Genomic DNA, 19,724 nt, shown 5'->3' on the forward strand with positions numbered 1-19,724 from the left:
CTATGCGGGTGGGATGGAATCCTCGCTGGCAATACCTGTGGTGAAAGCATCCCACTCGGCAGGGGTGAACACCAGGGCCGGGCCCGACGGGTTCTTCGAGTCGCGGACGCCGACCAAGCCCTCGTCGAGGAACGCAACCTCCACACAGTCTTTGGATGCGGTGCTACGAGTGCTCTTGAACCACTGCGCTCGAGTCGGGTCTACGTTCACGCGGCAACTCCTTTGCGATGTTCAGGATAAGAGCGCGGCTGTCGGCCTCATCCAGCGCCAGTCGTTCGATACCGGCACATACCTCACGATACTGTCGGACCTCCTCTGGCCGCTCGAGGTACAGATCACCGAGGAACCCCTGGACGTACACGACCGGGCGCATCGCCAACTGGGCCTTCGGATGTGGTGGGAAGTCCAGGATCACGAACGTACCGATCGTCAAGCCGCGATAAGTCCCTGCCGATAGCGGGACGACACGAATCGACACGTTGCGGAGCGATCCCAACTCCGCCAGGTGATGCAACTGGGCCGCCATGATCGATGCATTGCCGGTGGTCCTGCGCAACGCGGTCTCATCGATCAACACGTTCAGAGCCAGCGGCTTTTCCTCGCTGGTCAGCCTCTCCCGACGCTTCATAGCAACTTCCAACATTCGTTCGTGCTCATCGGTGGGCTTGTGCGGGAACTCGACCCAGCTCAGCGCCCGCCGGTAGTCGGTCGTGTGCAAAAGCCCAGGGATGAAAGAGGTCTGGTACGACGTGATCCGTTCGGCCGCGTCCTCCAAACTCACGAACAACCCGAACTCCTTGGGGATCGCATCCTCTGAGAACGCCTGCCACCAGCCCGTCGCCCTCGTCTCCTTCACCAGTTCCAGGACGACCTGGATCTCCTTCGGCGTCGCCTCGTACAGCTCGCACAGATGCTTCATCAGGACCGGGTTCAGGCGGGCGTGCTGGCCCGTCTCGATCTTCCAGAGCGTGGATCTCGCGATCGCGATGGCATCCGCAGCATTCTCGCGAGTGATGCCTTGCTTCTTACGCATCGCCTCCAAGGTGAGGCCGAGCATGCGGCGAGCCACATTCGGGTCGGGCTTGGGGGGTGTCATCGGGTGGGCCTCCTGGGCTCGTTTCAGAAAGCGCGTTGTTACTCGAACAGGAATTCACGCGCTACTCGAACCGCGTGAATTTTTCCTCGGACATTCGCTCCCGAGTGTTGCACAGCAACGCTTCTCGGTGTGTTCTATGTATACCCGAATCCCGGAACGGGAGTCCCCGAAACCATTGCGCGAGTAGCGATCTCGATGGATAACCCAAAGGAGCACAACCATTGTTGCCCCAACTGCATCCGGTCCTGGCCAACCATGAGGCACCGCCGCCCGACCACAGCTGGACCGTCGAAGAATCCCACGCGGTGATGCAGGTTCACCGCGATTGCCCGCTCACCATCTGCCCCGCCAAGAGATACGCGAAGAAACGTCTCATCGACGCGAAAAGGTTGGTGCCAGCGGATGTTCCGCATTTCGGATTCGGACAGTGAACCGGCACCTGCGGCCGGTCCCGCCCGACCCGGAATCGATGCGCGTCCGGCGGCTGATGCTCCGATCGCGCCGCGCCGGTTATCAACTCGTGCGCGACCCACGCCCACCGCACGAATGGCGCCTGCTCGACCTCGCCGACGGCCTCCCCCTCCACACCGCCACAACCCTCGAGCAGATAGACACCTGGCTCGACGAATAACCCTCTCTCCGTAGCTATTTCGCCGAGGCCGGCTGCTCGCGCCGGGTGGCGTTGAAACGGGCCTTCTTCTGCTTGTTCCCGCACGTGTTCATATCGCACCATCTGCGGGTGCGGCTCTGGCTGGTGTCGAAGAAGGCGGCCCGGCAAGTCGGCGATGCACACAGCGCCAATTTCCCGTCGCGTTCGCCGGCGATGATGCTGATCGCGTCGGCGGCGATGACGCCCAAGGCGTCCTCCACGGAGGAATCCGAGCCGAGCCGCCACCGCCGATCGCCCTCGTGCGACAGGACGGCCGCCGCTCGCCCCGCGATGCTGCGGTCGTTGATGACCCGGACGGCCGCCGCCGGGAGCGGGTCCCCGACCGCGGCGGCCGTCGCGGCGGAGTGAATCGCCTCCCGCAGCTCCCGAGCGAGTTCGAGCTGGGCGGGAGTGCAGGAGTCCACGGCGAGGCCGTACACCGCCAGCCAGTCGACGAGCCGCTGCGGCGTGGGGATGCGCTCCACGGCGTTGCCATGACGCTCCGACAGCGTCCCCGTGAAGCTCGTCGCCAGCACGGCGCCCAGGCGGAAGTCGGGAAACCCAGCGCTCATGGAACCACCTTAGCTGGTTGCATATCGGCACGGTCGCGTGTTAGAACCATCTTAGCCGGTTCTGAACTGTCAAAGCCGGTTCCGCAGAGATCAGGAGCACATACCATGGACCGACCTACCGATGACGTGCAGGCATTCGAAGCCCACGCGACCGACGCCGACCTCGACGATCTGCGGGCGCGATTGGCCGCGGCGCGACTGCCGGAAGTCGAGACGGTTCATGGCGCCGCGCCCGGCCCCCGACGCTGGGATCAGGGCGTTCCCCTCGCCGACCTCATCGAGCTCGTGCACTACTGGCGCACCGAATACGACTGGCGAGCGTTCGAAAAGCGCCTCGACAGGATCGGCCAGTTCCGCACGACCATCGATGGTCTGGGAATCCACTTCCTGCACCGCCCATCGGCGCGGCCGGACGCCATTCCGCTGATCATGACGCACGGCTGGCCGGGCAGCGTCGCCGAATTCGTCGACGTCATAGACGAACTGGCGAATCCGAGGGACGCCGACGCTCCGGCGTTCCACGTCGTGGCCCCGTCGCTGCCCGGCTTCGGTTACAGCGACAAGCCGACCACCACCGGATGGGGCATCGAAACGATCGCGGCCGCGTGGGTGGAACTGATGGACAGGCTCGGCTACCGCGAGTTCGCGGCCCACGGCGGCGACTGGGGCGGCGTGATCACCACAATCCTCGGCGGCAGGTACCCGGAACACGTGCTCGGCGTCCACAATTTGACCCCGCAGGCGCCGCCCGGGTTGACGACGGAGGGGCTGACCGCCACCGAGCGCCGCTGGACCGAGGAAAGCCGTGCCTTCTGGCATACCCGCCACTCGGCGTTCGCGAAGCAGCAGGCGGCCCGGCCGCAGACCATCGGCTACTCGCTCGTGGACTCACCGGTCGGGCTGCTCGCCTGGATTCTCGACAAGTTCGCCGAATGGACGGATACCGGGGACAGCCCGTTCGAGACTATTTCCCGAGACCGGTTTCTCGACAACGTCACCCTGTACTGGCTGACGGCGACCGGCGCGTCGGCCGCGCGCATCTACTACGAAAGCCACAATTCGCTCGACCCCGAACTCCGGGTCGACGTCCCGTCGGCGCTCAGCGTGTATCCCCGCGATATCGAGAAGTGCCCGCGCCCTTGGGCTCAGGAGCGGTTCCGGCAGATCGTCACTTGGCGGGCGCCCGAATTCGGGGGACACTTCCCGTCGCTGGAGGTTCCCGAGTATTTCGTCGAGGACGTGCGAGAAGGTTTCGCGGCCGTGCTCGCCGCGCATCGGTGAGCGGGCGGCTCAGCCCTGACGGGTCGGGCGGATCGTCAGGTCGCCGATTTCCACATCCTCGGGCTGGTCGATGACGAAGGCGATCGCCCGGGCCACGGCCGCGGGATCGATACCGAGATCGGCCATATTCCGCCTGGCCTGTTCGCGCACGGCCGGATCGTCGACGGCGTGGTCGATGAGTTCGGTGCGGACATAACCCGGGGAGATCGACGTGGTTCGCAACATCCCGTCGGTGCTCTCCTGCCGCAGCCCCTCCAGGAGCGTGCGCACCGCGTTCTTGGTCCCGGCGTACACCGCTTGCGCGGGAACGATTTTCAGGCCCGAGGTCGAGACGACGGTGACGAGGTGGCCACTGCCCTGACGGCGCAAGACCGGCAGGGCCGCGGCGATCCCGTGCAGGATGCCCTTGACGTTCACGTCGACCATTGCCGACCAGCCGTCGACATCGAGATCGGCGACCACCCGGTCCAGCCGGTCGGTGCGGCGGGCTCCGAGGACGACGGCCGCGCCGCGAGCGGCGAGGTGGCGCGCTGTGGCTTCGCCGATTCCGCTGCTGGCCCCGGTGACGACGACGACCTTGCCGTGGACGGTCATGATGATTCTCCCCTCGGCACGGACGAATGTCCGGCGGCGGGTGATGCGTTGATCGAGGCCATGGAACACAGTGTTCAACCTGGAGGGCACTCGAAGTCAAGCGTGACCGGGAACTCCAGCGCTCCGCGCGGGGATCCACGAGTGCCGCCGCCGCTGTGGCATCGCGGCGATACGGGCAGCACGGTCGATAGGCGTGGACCACGACGCATCCCGCGGGCTACGGTCGCGCCATGCGGAAGACGTTCACCCGCGCATCGCCGGGTCAGGCGGCATTCGTCGCGATCGCGGCGGTGGAGCTGGCGCTGGGGGCGGCACCGGCGCGGGCCTACACCGACTCGCCCGCACCCTCGGCGCTTGTGCTCACCGTTCGTGAGATCGCCCCGGAGGCAACACATCTCGGTGTCAGAATCGCGACTCTGACCTGTGGGCCCGCGGTCGGCGGCAACCATCCCCGGGCGGAACTGGCCTGTGCTGAACTGGAGGCGGCGAACGGGAACCTCCGGGCGCTGACCGACGTCCCCGATCCGGCCATCTGCCCGCAGAATTTCGACCCGCTCGTCGCCACCATCGGCGGCACCTGGCACGGCGCCCCCTTGGCCGACTACGGCACCTTCTCCAACCGGTGCGTCATGCAGGCGACCACCAAGTCCGTATTCGACGTCTGATCTGCGCGAATGTGGGACCGGGTCCCGGCTCCGCCGGGATGACGAAGGCCGGACCTCAATACCCGGGACGACGGGGCCGGACCTCAATACCCGGAACGACGAGAACCCGACCTCCATACCCCGGGATGACCGGGGGCCTGGGCTCACTGCTCCGGGGCGCGGCGACCCGTGCTCAGGGCGTACATGATTCCTGCGCCGAGGAGGGCGCCCGCGGGCCAGGACAGTGCGGTCACCGACTGGGAATCCGGGACCAGGGCTACCGCCACACCGACCACGCCCGAGATCAGCAGGGCGATGAGCGCACGCGGGTTGAAGCCGCGGGTGTAGTAGTAACTGCCTTGCGGGACAGCCGAATACAGCTCGGAGACCTCCGTGCGGCGACGTCGCACCAGGTAGTAGTCGACGACGAGGATGCCGAAGACAGGGCCCATGAGCGCGCCGACGCCGCCGAGGAAGTTGACGATGAAATCCTGGTTGGCCCACAGCTTCCATGGCATCACCAGGATGGACAGCACCGCCGTGATGATGCCGCCGGTACGGAAGGAGATATATTTCGGCGCGGCATTGGAGATGTCGTAGGACGGCGAGACGAAGTTCAGCACCACGTTGATGCCGACGGTGGCGATCGCGAACAGCGCCGCGGCGATGATGACGATCGTATCGCTCTCCACGTGAGCGACGAGTTCGACCGGGTCCGAGAGGATCTCGCCGTACACCTTCAGCGTCGCCAGCGAGATCACGATCGAAATCACCACGAACGCGGTCTCGTTGAACGGGATGCCCCACGCATTGCCCCGCAGGATCGCCTGCTTGCTCGGCGAGAAGCGAGCGAAGTCGGCGTAGTTGACCAACGGCCCGGCCATGAACGCCACCATCAGGAACGCCACACCGATGAACGCCGACACGGTCTGCCCGCCGCTCAGCGCCGCACCGCTGCGCGCACCGAAATCGATGCTCCAGTCGGCCTTTCCGAGAATCCAGACGGCCAGCGCGATCATGCCGATCCATACCACCGGGCCCGCGAAATCCGACGCCTTGCGCACGACGTCCATGCCGTAGGTGATGATCAGCAGCTGCACCGTCCACAGCGCCAGGAACGAAATCCAGCCCAGCGCAGACAATCCCAGGAAGGTCGAGGTGGTCCAGGACTCCAGCCCGGGAGCGACCCGCAGCAGCAGGACGATGATCGCGGTGGAGGCCAGATAGGTCTGGATGCCGTACCAGAACACCGCCACCAGCGCCCGGAGCAGCGCCGGGATATTGGCGCCGAACACCCCGAAGGCGCCGCGGGCGAAGACCGGGAACGGCACACCCACCCGCTGGCCCGCGACGCCGATGAGGTTGCTGCCCAGCCAGAGCAGCAGGACCCCGGCGAACAGCGCCAGCATGGTCTGCCAGCCGGTCATGCCCAGTGCGAGCATGCCGACGGCGAACCCGTAACTACCGATGCTGTGCGCCGAGGTCATCCAGAGACAGAAGAGGTCCCAGGTGCGCCAGACTGCGGTTTCCTTGGTGGTGGGCAACAGATCGCTGTTGACCAGCACCGAACTTTCGGGTGTGCCCGCGGGCTCCCGGACCTGGGTTTCTGTCATCGAATTTCCTTGTTCTCTAACTGTTCTGCGGGAATCCGAGATTGATGCCGCCGTGGCTGGGGTCCAGCCAGCGCGACGTCACGGCCTTCTCGCGGGTGAAGAATGCGAAGCCCGCGGGCCCGTAGGCCTTGGCATCGCCGAAGATCGACGCCTTCCATCCGCCGAAACTGTGATAGGCCACCGGAACCGGAATGGGCACGTTGACGCCGATCATCCCGACGGTCACCTGCCGTTGGAACCGTCGTGCAGCGCCACCGTCATTGGTGAAGATGGCGACGCCGTTGCCGTACGGTGACGCGTTGATCAATTCCACGCCCTGCTCGAAACCGCCGACCCGCACCACCGACAGCACGGGGCCGAAGATCTCGTCGCGATACACCTGCGAGCCGGTCGAGACGTTGTCGATCAGAGTGGGGCCCAGCCAGAATCCGTCCGCGGCGCCATCCGGCTGCACGGCACGCCCGTCGACCACGACGTCCGCGCCATCGCGGGCGGCAACGTCGAGGTATCCGGCCACTGTGTCGCGGTGCGCGCGGGTGATCAGCGGACCCATGTCGCAGCCGCGACGGCCGTCGCCGGTGCGCAGGCCGCCCATGCGTTCGGCGATCTTCGCGACCAGTTCGTCGGCGACGGAGTCCACCGCCAGCACCACGCTCACCGCCATGCACCGCTCCCCCGCCGAACCGAACCCGGCGTTCACGGCGGCGTCGGCGGCCAGATCCAGGTCCGCGTCGGGCAGCACCAGCATATGGTTCTTCGCGCCGCCCAGCGCCTGCACGCGCTTGTCGTGCGCGGCGGCGGTCTGGTAGACGTAGCGCGCGATGGGGGTCGAGCCGACGAACGAGATCGCGGCCACGTCCGGGTGCACCAGCAGGGCGTCGACCGCTTCCTTGTCGCCGTGCACCACGTTCAGCACACCGGCCGGGAGGCCCGCTTCGATGGCAAGGGCCGCAAGCCAATTCGAGGCCGACGGATCCTTCTCGCTCGGCTTCAGCACCACCGTGTTCCCGGCCGCGATCGCGATCGGGAAGAACCACAGCGGCACCATGGCCGGGAAGTTGAAGGGGGTGATGATCCCGACCACCCCGACCGGTTCCCGCACCGAGTACACGTCCACGCCGGTGGAGGCGTTCTGGCTGAACTCACCCTTGGTCAGATGCGGCATGGACAGGGCGAATTCGACCACCTCGAGGCCGCGGGCGATCTCACCCGCGGCGTCGCTGAGCACCTTGCCGTGCTCGGCGGTGAGGATCCGCGCCAGCTCGTCCTTGCGGGCGTTGAGCAGTTCCCGGAAGGTCAGCAGGAAGCGGCTGCGGGTGGCGACCGAGGCCTCGCGCCAGGCGGGCAGGGCCGCGGCGGCGGAGGCCACCGCCGCGCTGACATCGGTCGCGCTCGCCATCCGCACCGAGCGCTGCCGCGTGCCCAGTGCGGGGTCGAAAACCGGTGCGACACGGTCGGATTCGCCCGACCAGGGCTTGCCGTCGACCCAGTGGTCCAGAATGTCGGTGGTCGTCGACGTCATCGTCGTCTCACTCTCCTTCACAGCATCTTCGATCACAGTGCGGTCAGTACGTCGCGGAACGCGCGCATCGCGGTGTCGACCTCGGCGGCGGTCACCACGCACGGCGGCACCACGTGAATGCGGTTGTCGGCCCCGAACGGCAGCACGCCGCGGGCCACCAGCCCGGATTTGATTCGCGCCATGGCGGCCGCGGGCACGGGTTCGCGGGTGTCGCGGTCGACCACCAGCTCGAGGGCCCAGAACACCCCCTCGCCGCGGACCTCGCCGATCACCGGGAAGTCCCGGGCCAGGGCCGCGAGCGCCGGGCCGATCGCCTCCCGCCCGATGCGCTCGGCGTTCTCGACGATCCGTTCCTCCGCCATCGCGTCGAGCGCGGCCACGATCGAGGCGCACGCCAGCGGGTGCCCGCTGTAGGTGAGGCCGCCGGGGAACACCTGGTCATCGAAAGTCCTTGCCACAGCGTCGGATACGATGACGCCGCCGACCGGCACGTAGCCGGAGTTGACGCCCTTGGCGAAGGTGATCAAGTCGGGCACCACATCGTGGCCCTCGAAGGCGAACCAGCGTCCGGTGCGACCGAATCCGGACATCACCTCGTCGAGAATCAGCACGATGCCGTAGCGGTCGGCGATCTCGCGGACACCGGCCAGATAGCCCGGCGGCGGCACCAGAATGCCCGCGGTGCCCGGCACGCTCTCCAGCAGGATCGCCGCGATCCGTTGCGGCCCTTCACATTGCACCACGCGCGCCAGGTGGTGCAGGGCGCGCTCGCACTCCTGCTCGGGCGATTCCGACCAGAACTCGCTGCGGTAGAGGTACGGCCCGAAGAAGTGGACGTGCCCGCGCGCGTACTCGTTCGGCATGCGCCGCCAGTCGCCGGTTGCGACCACCGCGGCACCCGTATTGCCGTGGTAGGAGCGGTAAGTCGACAGGACCTTGTCCCGCCCGGTGTGCAGGCGCGCCATCCGGATGGCGTTCTCGTTGGCGTCGGCGCCACCGTTGGTGAAGAAGACCTTGTCGAACCCCTCCGGCGCGAGCGCGGTGATCCGCTGCGCGGCTTCACCTCTCGCCAGGTTGGCGGTCGCGGGGGCGATGGTGGTCAGCTGCGCGGCCTGGGCGGCGATCGCCGCTGTCACCGCCGGATGCTGGTGTCCCACATTGACATTCACCATCTGACTGGCGAAGTCGAGGTACTCGCGCCCGGCATGGTCCCACACCCGGGTCCCGCTGCCACCCGCGATGACCAGAGGATCCAACGCCCCCTGCGCCGACCAGGAATGAAAGACGTGTGCGCGATCCAGCTCATACGCGCGTGCGTCCAGATCGATCTGCGTGCTAGTCATGCTGCTCCTCTCTCAGCGACGTGAACGGAAGTACCTGTCCCCCTCTCGATTCCGGCGAAAAGCGTGCCGGAAAAACTTGGTGAGGCGGCGCCGGAGGGACGAGGGGAGGTGGCTGCGGAGCGAGGTGTGTGGTCACTCATAGCGTGCCCTTCGTTGCCGTGATCGACGGTGCCAGTTGGGGGATGATGGTTTCGCCGTAGACGCGTAGGGTTTCTTCCTTGTTGTCGTGTTGCAGGTAGCCCGCGAACTGGTCGACGCCCAGGTCGGCCAGGCGGCGCAGCTTGGCGATGTGGTCCTCGGGGGCGCCGAGGAGGCAGAAGCGGTCGACTATGTCGTCGGAGACGAAGTCGGCGTGGGTGTTTCCGGCTCGGCCGTGTTGGTTGTAGTCGTAACCTTCGCGGTCGGCGATGTAGTCGGTCAGGGCCTGCGGGATACCGCCCTCGGCGCCGTAGCGGGCGACGATGTCGGCGACGTGGTTGCCGACCATGCCGCCGAACCAGCGGCACTGGTCGCGCATGTGTTTCAGGTCCGTGCCGACGTACATCGGTGCCGCGACACAGATTTTCACCGCGTCCGGATCGCGTCCCGCCGCGGCGGCCGCATCCTTCACCGTGCGGATCATCCACTCGGCGATATCGAGGTCGGCCAGCTGCAGGATGAACCCGTCGGCCACTTCGCCGGTGAGCGCCAAGGCTTTCGGACCGTAGGCGGCCACCCACACGTCGAGCGTCGAGCCGATGCTCCACGGGAACTGCAGCACACGGTCGCCCACCTCCACCGGCCGCGAGTTTGCCAATTCCTTTATTACCCTGATGGATTCGCGCAGCGTCGCCAGGGACGTCGGTCTGCCGCCGCCCACGCGCACGGCCGAATCGCCCCGGCCGATCCCGCAAATGGTGCGATTGCCGTACGCCTCGTTCAGGGTCGCGTAGGTGGAGGCGGTCACCGCCCAGTCCCGGGTCGCGGGATTGGTCACCATGGGCCCGACCGTGATCCGCTTGGTCTCGTTCAGGATTCGGCTGTAGAGCACGTACGGCTCCTGCCACAGCACGTGCGAGTCGAAGGTCCACACGTGGCTGAAACCGTGTGCCTCAGCGAGTTTCGCCAGCTGCACCGTGCGCGCCGAGGGCGGGTCGCACTGCAGCACCGCTCCGAATTGCATGCGTGTCTCCTAGATCAGGTACTGGCAGGGATCGCGGCGGACGAACCGCCCGTCGCCCTTGCGGCCGAGATACTCGCCTCCGCCGACGACGACCTTCCCCCGCGAGAGCACCGTGTCGACGCGGCCGTCGATCTCGTAGCCCTCCCAGGCGGAGTGGTCCATGTTCATGTGATGGGTCTTGCCCAGCCCGATGGAGGTGTGCCCGACCGGGTCGTAGACCACGACGTCGGCGTCGGCGCCGGGCGCGAGCACGCCCTTGCGGCCGTACAGCCCGAACATCCGCGCCGGAGTCGTGGAGGTGATCTCGACCCACCGCTCCAGGGTGATCTTGCCGTCCACCACGCCCTGGTACATCAGGTCCATGCGGTGCTCCACCGAGCCGATGCCGTTGGGAATCTTGGAGAAGTCACCGACGCCCATATCCTTCTGCCCCTTCATGCAGAAGGGACAGTGGTCGGTGGCGACCATCTGAACGTCGTTGGTGCGCAACGCCTGCCACATATAGTCCTGATGGTGCTCGTGCTTGGACCGCAGCGGCGTCGAGCACACCCACTTGGCGCCCTCGAACCCCGGCGCGCCGAGTTGATCCTCCAGCGACAGGTACAGATACTGCGGGCAGGTCTCGCCGAAGACGTTGCGCCCGCGATCGCGCGCCGAAGCAAGCTGCGCCACGGCCTGTTTCGCGGATACGTGCACGACATACAGTGGGGCGCCGGTCAGATCGGCGAGCATGATCGCGCGGTGCGTCGCCTCCTCCTCGAGCTGCCAGGCCCGCGCGATACCGTGGTAGTACGGATCGGTCTTGCCCTGCTCGAGCAGCTGGCTCACCAGCACGTCGATGGCGGGCCCGTTCTCGGCGTGCATCATCGTCATCAGGCCGGTGTCGGCGCCGACCTGCATGGCCCGCAGGATCTGCGCGTCGTCGCTGTAGAACACGCCCGGATAGGCCATGAACAGTTTGAAGCTGGTGATGCCCTCGCCGGGCAGGTCCCGCAGCGCCCGCAGCGAGGCCTTGTCGACGTCGCCGACGATCTGGTGGAAGCCGTAGTCGATCGCGCACTGCCCCGCCGCCATCTCGTGCCAGGTCTGCAGGCTGTCCTGTAGGCGCTCGCCGAACTTCTGCACCGCGAAGTCGATGATCGTGGTCGTGCCGCCCCAGGCCGCGGCCCGGGTCCCGGTCTCGAAATCGTCTGCGGCCGTAGTGCCCCCGAACGGCATCGACATGTGAGTGTGCGCGTCGATGCCGCCGGGGACGACGTATTTGCCGGTGGCGTCGATGACGGTGTCGGCGGTCTCGGCCAGGTTCGCGCCGAGCACGGTGGAGCCGGGCTCCAGCAGTGCGACGATGCGCTCGCCGTCGATGAGGATGTCGGCGGCGCCCCTGCCGGTCGACGAGACGACCGTGCCCCCGGTGATCAAAGTTGTTGCCATACTGCGCGTTTCCTTCTGTCGATCAGGGGGCGACGATGGAGTCGTAGGAGTCCGGGCGGCGATCGCGGTAGAACTGCCAGTCGCCGCGCACCTCGCGGACCACGCCCAGGTCGATCTCGCGGACGACCAACTCCTCGGTGCCGGTGGAGGCGACCTCGCCGACGTAGTTGCCGCGCGGATCCACGAAATAAGAACTGCCGTAGAAGGTCACGGCCGCGTCGCCGAATTCGTCGGTCTCCGTGCCGATCCGGTTGTTGGCGGCGATGAAGTACTGGTTGGCGGCCGCCGCGGCGGGCTGCTCCAGCTCCCAGAGACGGTTGGACAGACCGGGTTTCGTCGCCGACGGGTTGAACACCAGCTCCGCGCCGCCGAGGCCCAGCGCGCGCCAGCCCTCCGGGAAGTGCCGGTCGTAGCAGATGTAGACGCCGACCTTGCCCGCCGCGGTGTCGAACACCGGATAGCCGAGATTGCCGGGCCGGAAGTAGAACTTCTCCCAGAAGCTCGGCAGGTGCGGGATATGATGCTTGCGGTATTTGCCCAGGTAGCTGCCATCGGCGTCGATCACCGCGGCGGTGTTGTACAGGACGCCCGGCTGCTCCTCCTCGTACACCGGCAGCACGATCACCATGTTGTGCCTGCGTGCCAGCTCCGCAAAGCGCTCCGTGGTCGGCCCGGGGACGGATTCGGCGTACTCGTAGTACTTCTTGTCCTGAACGTTTCCGAAATACGGCCCGTAGAACAGCTCCTGGAAGCAGATCACCTGCACGCCCGCGGCGGCGGCTGTCTCGACGAACTTCTCATGCTTGGCCAGCATGGACTCCTTGTCGCCGGTCCATGTGGCCTGGGTGATGGCTGCCTTGATCGTGGTCACCAGTAGATCTCCTGCCTCGCTCGATTTTGTTATTCTGCATGGTGAACATTTCCTGAATATTTCAGCGAGTGCCGGAAGTGTAAACCTGCTACACCGATTCCCGAGGCGGAAATGAGCAGACCGATACAGATCGATGACCCGACCCCCGCAGGCATCGCGGGCGCCATCGCCCGGATGATCCGCAGCGGCGAGCTGCGGCCCGGGGACCGGCTGCCGACGGTGCGGGAGCTGTCGGGTCAGCTGGGCGTGAGCCCGGCGACTGTGAGTCACGGGTGGAAGGCGCTCGCGCAGGCAGGTCTGGTCGTATCACGCGGCCGCAGTGGCACTTTCGTCGCCGAGCCCGCGGCCTCGGAGCACCGCCCCGCCCCGGCGCGCACCGCGCGGATGGTCACCGATACCGGGGACGCCCGGCTGGATCTGTCGCTGGGCACACCGGATCCGACCTTGCTGCCCGAACTGGGACCGCTGCTCGCGCACGTCGCGCTCAGCGCCGAGCCCACGGACTATCACCAGGCCCCCGTGGTCCCCGAACTCGGGCGGCTGCTGCAGGCCGACTGGCCGACCACCTCGGGCGGGCTCACGGTGGTCGACGGGGCGATGGACGCGGTCGCACGCGGGCTGCGCGCCGTGGTCCGCTACGGCGACCGGGTGATCGTGGAGAACCCGACCTTTCCGCACTTCCTGGACTATCTGGAATCCATTGGCGCGCAACCTGTTCCGGTGGCGATGGACGAGCACGGCATACTTCCCGACGATTTCGAGCGGGCCCTCGCCCTGGCCCCCGCCGCCGCGATCATCCAGCCCCGGGCGCAGAATCCCACCGGCGCTTCGATGACCGCCGAGCGGATCCGGGAGCTGGCGGACATCCTGCGCCGCAGTGAACATCGCTGCATGATCGTCGAGGACGACCACTCGGGGCGCATCGTGCCGACCGCGGACCTGAGCATCGGCCGGTGGCTGCCGGATCAGGTGCTGCACGTGCGCAGCTACTCCAAATCACACGGCCCCGACCTGCGGATCGCGGCGCTGTCCGGGCCGGAGGAGGTGATCGACCGGGTCGTGGCCACGCGCATGCTGGGGCCGGGGTGGACGCCGCGGATCCTGCAGCGACTGCTCTACGAACTGCTGCGCGACGACACCGCCACCCGCGCGGTCGACAACGCCCGCGAGCAGTACCGCATCCGCCGCCGCACCTTCGTCGACGCCCTGCGCCGCCACGGAGCGCCGGTCGGCGACGGCGAGGGGCTCAACGTCTGGGTGCCGGTCTCCGACGAACGGACGACACTGGTTCATTTGGCGGCCAACGGTATTCGCGTCGCGCCCGGCGGCCCGTTCTGCACCGACACCCGGGGCAGGCACCCCCAGGCGGTCCGGGTGACGGTGGCGCCGCTCGCCGACGGGAGCGAGGAGGTGGCCCGCATATTGGCCGCGACGACGCAGTCACGGCAGTCGGACTACTTCTCCCTCAGTCCGCGACATACCGCAGCAGCACCGCGGTCTTGAACTGCCGCGTCTCGGCGAGCCGGACCGGAATGCGCTTGTCCAGCGGCGGGAACATCGGCGTGCCGCCGCCGAGCACCACGGGGCACACGAACATGTGGTACTCGTCGATGAGCCCGTGCGGTATCAGGGAGGCCGCGAGGATCGCGCCGCCGACCTCCATGACGCCGTCGCCCTCGGCCTTGAGCCGGCGGACCTCCTCGACCGCGTTCTCGCTGACCAGCGTGCTGTTCCAGTGGACCTCGGCGAGAGTGCGGGAGAAGACGACCTTCGGCTTCTCCGTCCACAGCCTGCCGAACTCACGCTCGATGGGCGGCGCGTCCTCGCGCACGTGCGGCCAGTACTCGGCCATCAGCTCGTACATGCGCCGCCCGTGCAGTGAGATCTCGTGCGCGCGGAAGCGGTCGTTGTGAAACTGGTGCAGTTCGTCGTCCGGATCGGTCCAGTCGATGGTGCCGTCGCGGTCGTTGACGTAGCCGTCCAGGGATACACCGAACGGGTAGATCAGTCTCCTCATATCGGGTAGACGACTCGGGCATCCGAAACTCATCGGTGCCGGGCGCACCGATCAGCTCAGCTCGGCCGGGGCTTCTCGGGGCAGTCGGCCTCCACCCAGGTGGCCGTCAGGTCGCGACAGGTCACCGTGAGTGTTCCCGGGCGGAAGGCGATCTCGTGCGTGCAGCCGACCGCGCCGGGCAGCACCTCGTCCAAGATCACGCCACCGAGGTTGCGCCACTCGCCGCCGGGAGCGTCGATGTCGAAGCCGGAGACGCCCACATACCGAATGTGCAGATCTTCCTCGTGCTTCCAGCAGTTGTGCCGAAACCGGAGTTCGATGTCGCCGCCGCATATTTCGACGGACTCGAGTTTCAGGTCCTTCACACATCGCTTGCCGTAGAAGTCGTAGTGCTCCGCGTCGGTCGCGAACGATCGGGCCCCCTCGGGGAGCTTCTCGACGAACGAGGGCAGTCGGTTCAGGTACTCCGTGGGGCTGATGACCCCGGTCAGCTCGCCCACTGTCGCGTCGAGGTCGACGTATCGCACGTGCCGCTCCTTCGTCCCCAACTCACCTCGTCGGGCTGCGGACATCTTCCCAGATCAGGCCCGTACGGCGCTGTTCGGTCGCGGGATCGAACGGAACTTGCGAACACTGTACGGTGACTACAGCCGGGACACCGGGCGGGGTGGCGCTCAGCGCGGTGGCCGGTCGCATGGCCCCCGCGAGCACGACCGGCTTATCGCCGCCGACGACATTGTCGAGGAAGAACGCGGTCTCCTCGATGGTGTCGGTGCCGTGCGTGACCACCACCCCGTCCGCGGCATTGTCGGCGAAGAGCTGGTTGATCCGGCGGGCCAGGGTCAGCCAGATCTCCTCGGTCATATCCTGACTGCCGACATTGGCGATCTGCTCGGGCTGCAGTGTCGCGATCTTGTCGATCCCGGGCACGGCGTCGACCAGATCCTGCGCGCTGGCCTGGCCCGCGGTGTACCCGACGCCCGCACCCGGCGTGGACTTGCCCGCGATGGTGCCGCCGGTGGCCAGGATCGCGATGCGCGGCAGCGCTCCGGGGGCGGGCGGCGGCGGTGTGGCGGATACCGTGTTACCGCTGGTGTCAGCCGGTTTCGGCGGGTCGGCGGCGCACCCCGCGATCAGTGCGACGCCCAGCGCCAGTCCGAAGAGACGAATCACCGTTGAGCGCGCCATATCAATTCCTTCCGGTTTCCGGAATGATAATGGCACCCGCACCTAGACGGCGACGTTCGCGGACTTGCTGTTGTAGGACTTCAGCAGTTCGATCGCATCCGCCTTCCGACTGCCGGTACTCAATCCGGCGCTCTTCTCATAGTGATGGTCGAAACCCGCTGCCACGGCACTGGGGTTGTCCGGGTTCGCGTTCACGATGTTATTGGCCTGCTGATACCCTCCGCCGCGCAGTTCCTTGACCATGTAATCGAGATGGGTTCGCCAGTCGCCCTCGCCATACTCCGAGTTGGCCGCGTGGTTCTTGAATCCGGTGTGCCGATCGAAACGCCACTGGAACAGGCCGTGGGCTGTCGGTTGACCATTCCGAAGGTCGCCGCCGGCATTGAGATTGAACTTCGACTCGTGCCAGGCATTCGCGACGATGCCCGCTGCTTGCGCCGGCGTGAATTTGTGCTCTTTGACGAGATAGTCGATCATGGCCATCGCGGTCTCGTGGGCCTGTCCGGACTTCAGGTCGCCGCTCGGCGCGCCGCCACCGATACCACCGCCGTAATCCTGCGCCGACACCGGAGTCGCTCCCCCGCCGCCGGTGCCGCCCCCGCCGCCGGTACCACCCACACCGCCACCGGTGTTGCCATTACCCACAGGCGGCACTTCCGGAGCTTCTTTGCGGATTTTGACCGCCTCGGCCGCTACTTTGTCCGTGATCCCGCTGACGTTCTTGTAGGTCGTGTCCAACGTCTCCCAGAGACCGTTGAAAAGTTTGTCGACCATCCACTGGGGCAATTTCTGCTTGGGGTTGCCGTTCTCATCCTTCGCCGGCTTTCCCTCGCTGTCGAGCACGTCCTCCTTCTTGACGTCATGGGCGGCCTGGATCTTCCCGTTGAGCTCCTTCACCGAGGTGCCGATGGCGCTGTAGGCGTTCGTAACGACCTCGCCGATCCCGTCGGTACGGAGGGCGATGTCGTCGTCCTTGTCGTGGATGCCCTTCGTGGCCTTCTCTATCTCGTCCTTGTGGTCGCCGTACTTGTCGACCATCTCCGACCGGTCCTCGGGCTTGGTAATTCCCTCCTTACTCAACCGCTCACGCAGGTTGGGAGCCTTGGAGGGTGTGCCGGAACCCAGATCGTGGGTCTGGGCCTTGATAATCATCTCGCCCTTGTCGAACCATGCCTTCAACCCCTCGGGTGCGCAGCCCGGAAGCGGATCCAGATCCCCCAGTACCTTGGGGCTCATCGGCGCCTCGCTCTCACCCGGACGGACACTGTCGACGCTCTCACCCGGGTAGACAGCATCGACATGCGCTGATTATCGAATGTTCCCGGGCGTGGGAACGCTCAGCGCGTTGTCCGCGGGCGCGGTATTCCCACGACTGGGATTATCAGCGCGGACAGCCGACTCCCCCGGTGGACCACAATCGAACCCGGATCCGGTCGGTGCCATTATCTCCGCACGCCGCGCGACGCTACCCGAGGGGCTTTGTGAGCGACTCCCTGTCGGTCGACCCGGCCGAATTACGTGCCTCCGCAGCGGAATTGAAGCAGCAAGCCGACGAGACCGAACAGATGCTGCGGGAGATGCGAACGATCATCGCCACCGAGGGTCGCTGCTGGGGCGACGACGAACTGGGCGAAACATTCGCGAAGAGTTACGAACCGGATTCCGAACGCGGCCTGGAAGGTCTGGAAGACCTCGTCGCAGAGCTGCGGGCGATGAGCGCCAACCTGGCCAAGTCGGCCGATGAGTTCGAGAACCAGGATCGCGGCGGCGGGCAGCACGTCCGGGACGCGATCCCCCTCGCTCGTGACAGCGCGGCACCGCCCACCTCGAACCCGTTCGCGGATCCTGCGCCGCGACCGGAACCGTCCGAATACCCCGATCCCACAGGCGATCCCACACCGCAGCCGAGCGCCTCCGAGCGCCCGGCAAGCGAACCGAACCCGCGTCCGGAGTCCACGAACCCTCCAGGCTCCGTCCCCGCCGCCGACTCCGGCCGCAACACGGACCCCGGTCCCGCTGCCCAGCAGTCGCCGAATCCCGGCCGGTCGGACGACCCGTCGAATTCGGAGGCTCCCGACACCGACGCTCCCGGCGATCGGGCCGAGGGCCTACCTCCGGACGCCGCGTCACAGACGCCGTCCACGACCGGAGATCCCGCGAGACAACAGCACTCCCCGGCGGGCAAGCGGCCGAACGCGCCGTCGACCGCGGACGGGCGCGCACCCGCCGGTCGTTCGGCGGCGGAATCGCCGTGGTCCCAGAACAAGTCGGGCACGCCGTGGTCCAGGCCACCGGCCCCGGCGCCCACCCCCGCGAACGAAACACCGCCGCGGGTGTCGCCGCCGCAGGCGCCGAACCGCCCGCCCGGCGGGAAGAAGCCGGACGAGCCGCGGCGAGACCGTCCCGGCCGCCGCTCGAAACCACGGGTGTCACCGCCCCGGACGAACAAGCCGACCGACGCCGAGGCGATGAGGATCGCCCGGGAGATGGCCGCCCGGCACGGCCTGAACATCGTCGGGTTCGAGTCGGCGGGTATCGAGGCGAGCACTGTTCAGGACATCGCCGATGCCGTCGACACCGTGCTGGCGCGGTGCCCCGCGGTCCTGCGCGGGATCGAGATCACCGAGGTGACGAATACGCTGCACGCCCTCGAGAACCGCGGCGCGGCAACGGCATCGAAGATCGCAGCGCCCTGGATCGTGCTGGCTCGTACCGCCGCGGTCAATCCCGGGCTGCTGGCCGACAAGCGCCCGGCGACCGTGCAGGACGCTCCCCCGCACCGCCCCATGTACACGACGATACTGCGGGAGCTGGGTGCCGCCGTCGACCTCACGGGCGGGTTCCGCGCGCGTAAGGAGGCGCAGCGCGCCCTGATCACCGAGTATCTGCGAGTGCACGGCGCGCAGGGCGAGACACTGGCCCAGGTGGTCGGCGGCTACAAGCGATGGCGTGCCCAACTCGGTGACGACTGCTTCGAACAGGGTGTCTTCGTCCCCGCGCGGGCGCTGACCGAAGCGTTCGCCGCGGTGGAATCGAGGGGCGCCCGAGCCAGTGGTCCGGCGAAGGTTCTGCACCGCACACTCGTGATGATGTCGCAGGCCCCGGTCCGGCCCGGGAGCCACGACCTTCCCACCAGCAGTAAGGACTATCCCCACCCCCGGCCACCTTCCTCGGTAGATTCGAGGTCCCCCGCGAGTGTTTCGGTTCGCCGGTGATTTCGAGGTGTTAGGGGCGTCATGGATCGATGGGAGCGTGAGGGCCTACGCTCGGCGAACAACGGCATGCGCAACCAACTCGACCACCTCCTCGATGCGTTCGAACGGCAGCAGGCCCGGCTGACCGAGGTGTACAAGCAGGTCGAAACCTCTCGCACACAAGCCGTTTCACCGGATAGCTCGGTGGAGGTGACCGTCGACGCCGCCGGCGTGCTCACCGATCTGCGGCTCACCCCGGCGGCTCTGCGCCACAGTCCGGACCAGTTGAGTCGGTCGATCGTGGAGGCCGTTCGAACCGCGGCACACCAAGCACAACACCAGGCCGAGGCTCTTACCGCGCCTGTCGATGCCGATCTCGACGATCTGCCCGACTACACCGACATCACTCCGGACGCACCCAGCTTTCACGACATTCGGGCACTCTTCCGCGCCGGCAAGGAAGACACCCCGGCCTGACATCGATGGCACGGGACAAGGTGAGGCGCCGGTCTTCTCGCCGGGCGGGCGTTGACGGGTTCGAGCGCCG

Annotated in this window: 20 protein-coding genes; 6 read left to right on the top strand and 14 right to left on the bottom strand. The window is 67.0% G+C overall.

The genetic code is table 11. The features are described from left to right. The gene (locus ACYVLQ_RS06810; protein ID WP_460696526.1) at window positions 1-210 is read right to left on the bottom strand and encodes a DUF397 domain-containing protein; all 210 of its coding nucleotides are present in this window, start codon (window positions 208-210) and stop codon (window positions 1-3) included. Further along, the gene (locus ACYVLQ_RS06815; protein WP_460696527.1) at window positions 164-1,096 is read right to left on the bottom strand and encodes a helix-turn-helix domain-containing protein; all 933 of its coding nucleotides are present in this window, start codon (window positions 1,094-1,096) and stop codon (window positions 164-166) included. Before ACYVLQ_RS06815 ends, ACYVLQ_RS06810 begins: the two co-directional genes overlap by 47 nt. A gap of 427 nt (window positions 1,097-1,523) precedes the next feature. On the opposite strand from ACYVLQ_RS06815, the gene ACYVLQ_RS06820 reads away from it, so the two are divergent. Beyond that, entirely contained in the window at window positions 1,524-1,727 is a 204-nt protein-coding gene (locus ACYVLQ_RS06820) for a hypothetical protein (RefSeq protein WP_460696528.1), read from the top strand. A 14-nt stretch (window positions 1,728-1,741) separates the two neighbouring features. Here the strand turns inward: ACYVLQ_RS06820 and ACYVLQ_RS06825 are convergent, their stop codons facing one another. Continuing rightward, on the bottom strand, window positions 1,742-2,317 hold the full coding sequence (locus tag ACYVLQ_RS06825; protein WP_460696529.1) for a CGNR zinc finger domain-containing protein: 576 nt from the start codon (window positions 2,315-2,317) through the stop codon (window positions 1,742-1,744). 105 nt (window positions 2,318-2,422) lie between these two features. Between ACYVLQ_RS06825 and ACYVLQ_RS06830 the strand changes: the two genes are divergently transcribed. Continuing rightward, on the top strand, window positions 2,423-3,598 hold the full coding sequence (locus ACYVLQ_RS06830) for an epoxide hydrolase family protein (RefSeq protein WP_460696530.1): 1,176 nt from the start codon (window positions 2,423-2,425) through the stop codon (window positions 3,596-3,598). A 9-nt stretch (window positions 3,599-3,607) separates the two neighbouring features. Here ACYVLQ_RS06830 and ACYVLQ_RS06835 read toward each other — a convergent pair whose 3' ends face one another. Next, complete coding sequence (locus ACYVLQ_RS06835; protein WP_460696531.1) at window positions 3,608-4,192, bottom strand: SDR family oxidoreductase; 585 nt, start codon at window positions 4,190-4,192, stop codon at window positions 3,608-3,610. Window positions 4,193-4,422: 230 nt separating this feature from the next. Here ACYVLQ_RS06835 and ACYVLQ_RS06840 point away from each other — a divergent pair, with 230 nt between their 5' ends. Beyond that, complete coding sequence (locus ACYVLQ_RS06840) at window positions 4,423-4,857, top strand: SSI family serine proteinase inhibitor (RefSeq protein WP_460696532.1); 435 nt, start codon at window positions 4,423-4,425, stop codon at window positions 4,855-4,857. A gap of 143 nt (window positions 4,858-5,000) precedes the next feature. On the opposite strand, the gene ACYVLQ_RS06845 is transcribed toward ACYVLQ_RS06840, so the two are convergent. The 6 genes from ACYVLQ_RS06845 to ACYVLQ_RS06870 all read right to left on the bottom strand — a co-directional run bounded on the left by ACYVLQ_RS06845 (window position 5,001) and on the right by ACYVLQ_RS06870 (window position 12,778). Continuing rightward, on the bottom strand, window positions 5,001-6,449 hold the full coding sequence (locus ACYVLQ_RS06845; protein ID WP_460696533.1) for an NCS1 family nucleobase:cation symporter-1: 1,449 nt from the start codon (window positions 6,447-6,449) through the stop codon (window positions 5,001-5,003). Between the two features lie 16 nt (window positions 6,450-6,465). Further along, window positions 6,466-7,971, bottom strand: a complete 1,506-nt coding sequence (locus tag ACYVLQ_RS06850) for a CoA-acylating methylmalonate-semialdehyde dehydrogenase (RefSeq protein ID WP_460696534.1) — start codon at window positions 7,969-7,971, stop codon at window positions 6,466-6,468. Window positions 7,972-8,003: 32 nt separating this feature from the next. After that, entirely contained in the window at window positions 8,004-9,314 is a 1,311-nt protein-coding gene (locus tag ACYVLQ_RS06855; protein WP_460696535.1) for an aminotransferase class III-fold pyridoxal phosphate-dependent enzyme, read from the bottom strand. A gap of 136 nt (window positions 9,315-9,450) precedes the next feature. Further along, a complete protein-coding gene (locus ACYVLQ_RS06860; protein ID WP_460696536.1) occupies window positions 9,451-10,476 on the bottom strand; it encodes a TIGR03842 family LLM class F420-dependent oxidoreductase in 1,026 nt (341 codons plus the stop codon). A gap of 9 nt (window positions 10,477-10,485) precedes the next feature. Then, complete coding sequence (gene hydA / locus ACYVLQ_RS06865) at window positions 10,486-11,907, bottom strand: dihydropyrimidinase (RefSeq protein ID WP_460696537.1); 1,422 nt, start codon at window positions 11,905-11,907, stop codon at window positions 10,486-10,488. A 22-nt stretch (window positions 11,908-11,929) separates the two neighbouring features. Beyond that, window positions 11,930-12,778: a nitrilase-related carbon-nitrogen hydrolase gene (locus ACYVLQ_RS06870; RefSeq protein WP_460696538.1), complete on the bottom strand. Its 849-nt coding sequence runs from the start codon at window positions 12,776-12,778 to the stop codon at window positions 11,930-11,932. Window positions 12,779-12,889: 111 nt separating this feature from the next. Between ACYVLQ_RS06870 and ACYVLQ_RS06875 the strand changes: the two genes are divergently transcribed. After that, entirely contained in the window at window positions 12,890-14,281 is a 1,392-nt protein-coding gene (locus ACYVLQ_RS06875; protein WP_460696539.1) for an aminotransferase-like domain-containing protein, read from the top strand. Here the strand turns inward: ACYVLQ_RS06875 and ACYVLQ_RS06880 are convergent. From ACYVLQ_RS06880 to ACYVLQ_RS06895, 4 genes are read right to left on the bottom strand one after another with little or no spacing between them, the layout of a single operon-like run. Beyond that, window positions 14,244-14,795 (bottom strand): dihydrofolate reductase family protein, encoded by a 552-nt coding sequence (locus ACYVLQ_RS06880; protein WP_460696540.1) that lies wholly within the window; start codon window positions 14,793-14,795, stop codon window positions 14,244-14,246. The two genes, ACYVLQ_RS06875 and ACYVLQ_RS06880, sit on opposite strands and share 38 nt — an antisense overlap. Window positions 14,796-14,851: 56 nt before the next feature. Beyond that, window positions 14,852-15,322 carry a hypothetical protein gene (locus ACYVLQ_RS06885; RefSeq protein WP_460696541.1) on the bottom strand — a complete coding sequence of 157 codons (471 nt, stop codon included), beginning with the start codon at window positions 15,320-15,322 and terminating at the stop codon, window positions 14,852-14,854. Window positions 15,323-15,344: 22 nt separating this feature from the next. Then, window positions 15,345-15,983, bottom strand: coding sequence for an asparaginase domain-containing protein (locus ACYVLQ_RS06890; protein WP_460696542.1), 639 nt, complete (start codon window positions 15,981-15,983; stop codon window positions 15,345-15,347). A gap of 42 nt (window positions 15,984-16,025) precedes the next feature. Further along, window positions 16,026-17,219, bottom strand: coding sequence for a phage tail tip lysozyme (locus tag ACYVLQ_RS06895; protein WP_460696543.1), 1,194 nt, complete (start codon window positions 17,217-17,219; stop codon window positions 16,026-16,028). A 245-nt stretch (window positions 17,220-17,464) separates the two neighbouring features. On the opposite strand from ACYVLQ_RS06895, the gene ACYVLQ_RS06900 reads away from it, so the two are divergent. After that, window positions 17,465-19,198, top strand: a complete 1,734-nt coding sequence (locus ACYVLQ_RS06900; protein ID WP_460696544.1) for a WXG100 family type VII secretion target — start codon at window positions 17,465-17,467, stop codon at window positions 19,196-19,198. A gap of 21 nt (window positions 19,199-19,219) precedes the next feature. Continuing rightward, the gene (locus ACYVLQ_RS06905; RefSeq protein ID WP_460696545.1) at window positions 19,220-19,654 is read left to right on the top strand and encodes a YbaB/EbfC family nucleoid-associated protein; all 435 of its coding nucleotides are present in this window, start codon (window positions 19,220-19,222) and stop codon (window positions 19,652-19,654) included. Window positions 19,655-19,724 lie beyond the last annotated feature (70 nt).

It is taken from the genome of Nocardia thraciensis (assembly GCF_054782435.1).

Coding starts and splice junctions, on each gene's coding strand:
- ACYVLQ_RS06815 (WP_460696527.1), bottom strand. CDS start 1,096: ATGACACCCCCCAAGCCCGACCCGAATGTGGCTCGCCGCATGCTCGGC.
- ACYVLQ_RS06825 (WP_460696529.1), bottom strand. CDS start 2,317: ATGAGCGCTGGGTTTCCCGACTTCCGCCTGGGCGCCGTGCTGGCGACG.
- ACYVLQ_RS06830 (WP_460696530.1), top strand. CDS start 2,423: ATGGACCGACCTACCGATGACGTGCAGGCATTCGAAGCCCACGCGACC.
- ACYVLQ_RS06835 (WP_460696531.1), bottom strand. CDS start 4,192: ATGACCGTCCACGGCAAGGTCGTCGTCGTCACCGGGGCCAGCAGCGGA.
- ACYVLQ_RS06840 (WP_460696532.1), top strand. CDS start 4,423: ATGCGGAAGACGTTCACCCGCGCATCGCCGGGTCAGGCGGCATTCGTC.
- ACYVLQ_RS06845 (WP_460696533.1), bottom strand. CDS start 6,449: ATGACAGAAACCCAGGTCCGGGAGCCCGCGGGCACACCCGAAAGTTCG.
- ACYVLQ_RS06850 (WP_460696534.1), bottom strand. CDS start 7,971: ATGACGTCGACGACCACCGACATTCTGGACCACTGGGTCGACGGCAAG.
- ACYVLQ_RS06855 (WP_460696535.1), bottom strand. CDS start 9,314: ATGACTAGCACGCAGATCGATCTGGACGCACGCGCGTATGAGCTGGAT.
- ACYVLQ_RS06860 (WP_460696536.1), bottom strand. CDS start 10,476: ATGCAATTCGGAGCGGTGCTGCAGTGCGACCCGCCCTCGGCGCGCACG.
- hydA (WP_460696537.1), bottom strand. CDS start 11,907: ATGGCAACAACTTTGATCACCGGGGGCACGGTCGTCTCGTCGACCGGC.
- ACYVLQ_RS06875 (WP_460696539.1), top strand. CDS start 12,890: ATGAGCAGACCGATACAGATCGATGACCCGACCCCCGCAGGCATCGCG.
- ACYVLQ_RS06880 (WP_460696540.1), bottom strand. CDS start 14,795: ATGAGGAGACTGATCTACCCGTTCGGTGTATCCCTGGACGGCTACGTC.
- ACYVLQ_RS06890 (WP_460696542.1), bottom strand. CDS start 15,983: ATGGCGCGCTCAACGGTGATTCGTCTCTTCGGACTGGCGCTGGGCGTC.
- ACYVLQ_RS06895 (WP_460696543.1), bottom strand. CDS start 17,219: ATGAGCCCCAAGGTACTGGGGGATCTGGATCCGCTTCCGGGCTGCGCA.
- ACYVLQ_RS06905 (WP_460696545.1), top strand. CDS start 19,220: ATGGATCGATGGGAGCGTGAGGGCCTACGCTCGGCGAACAACGGCATG.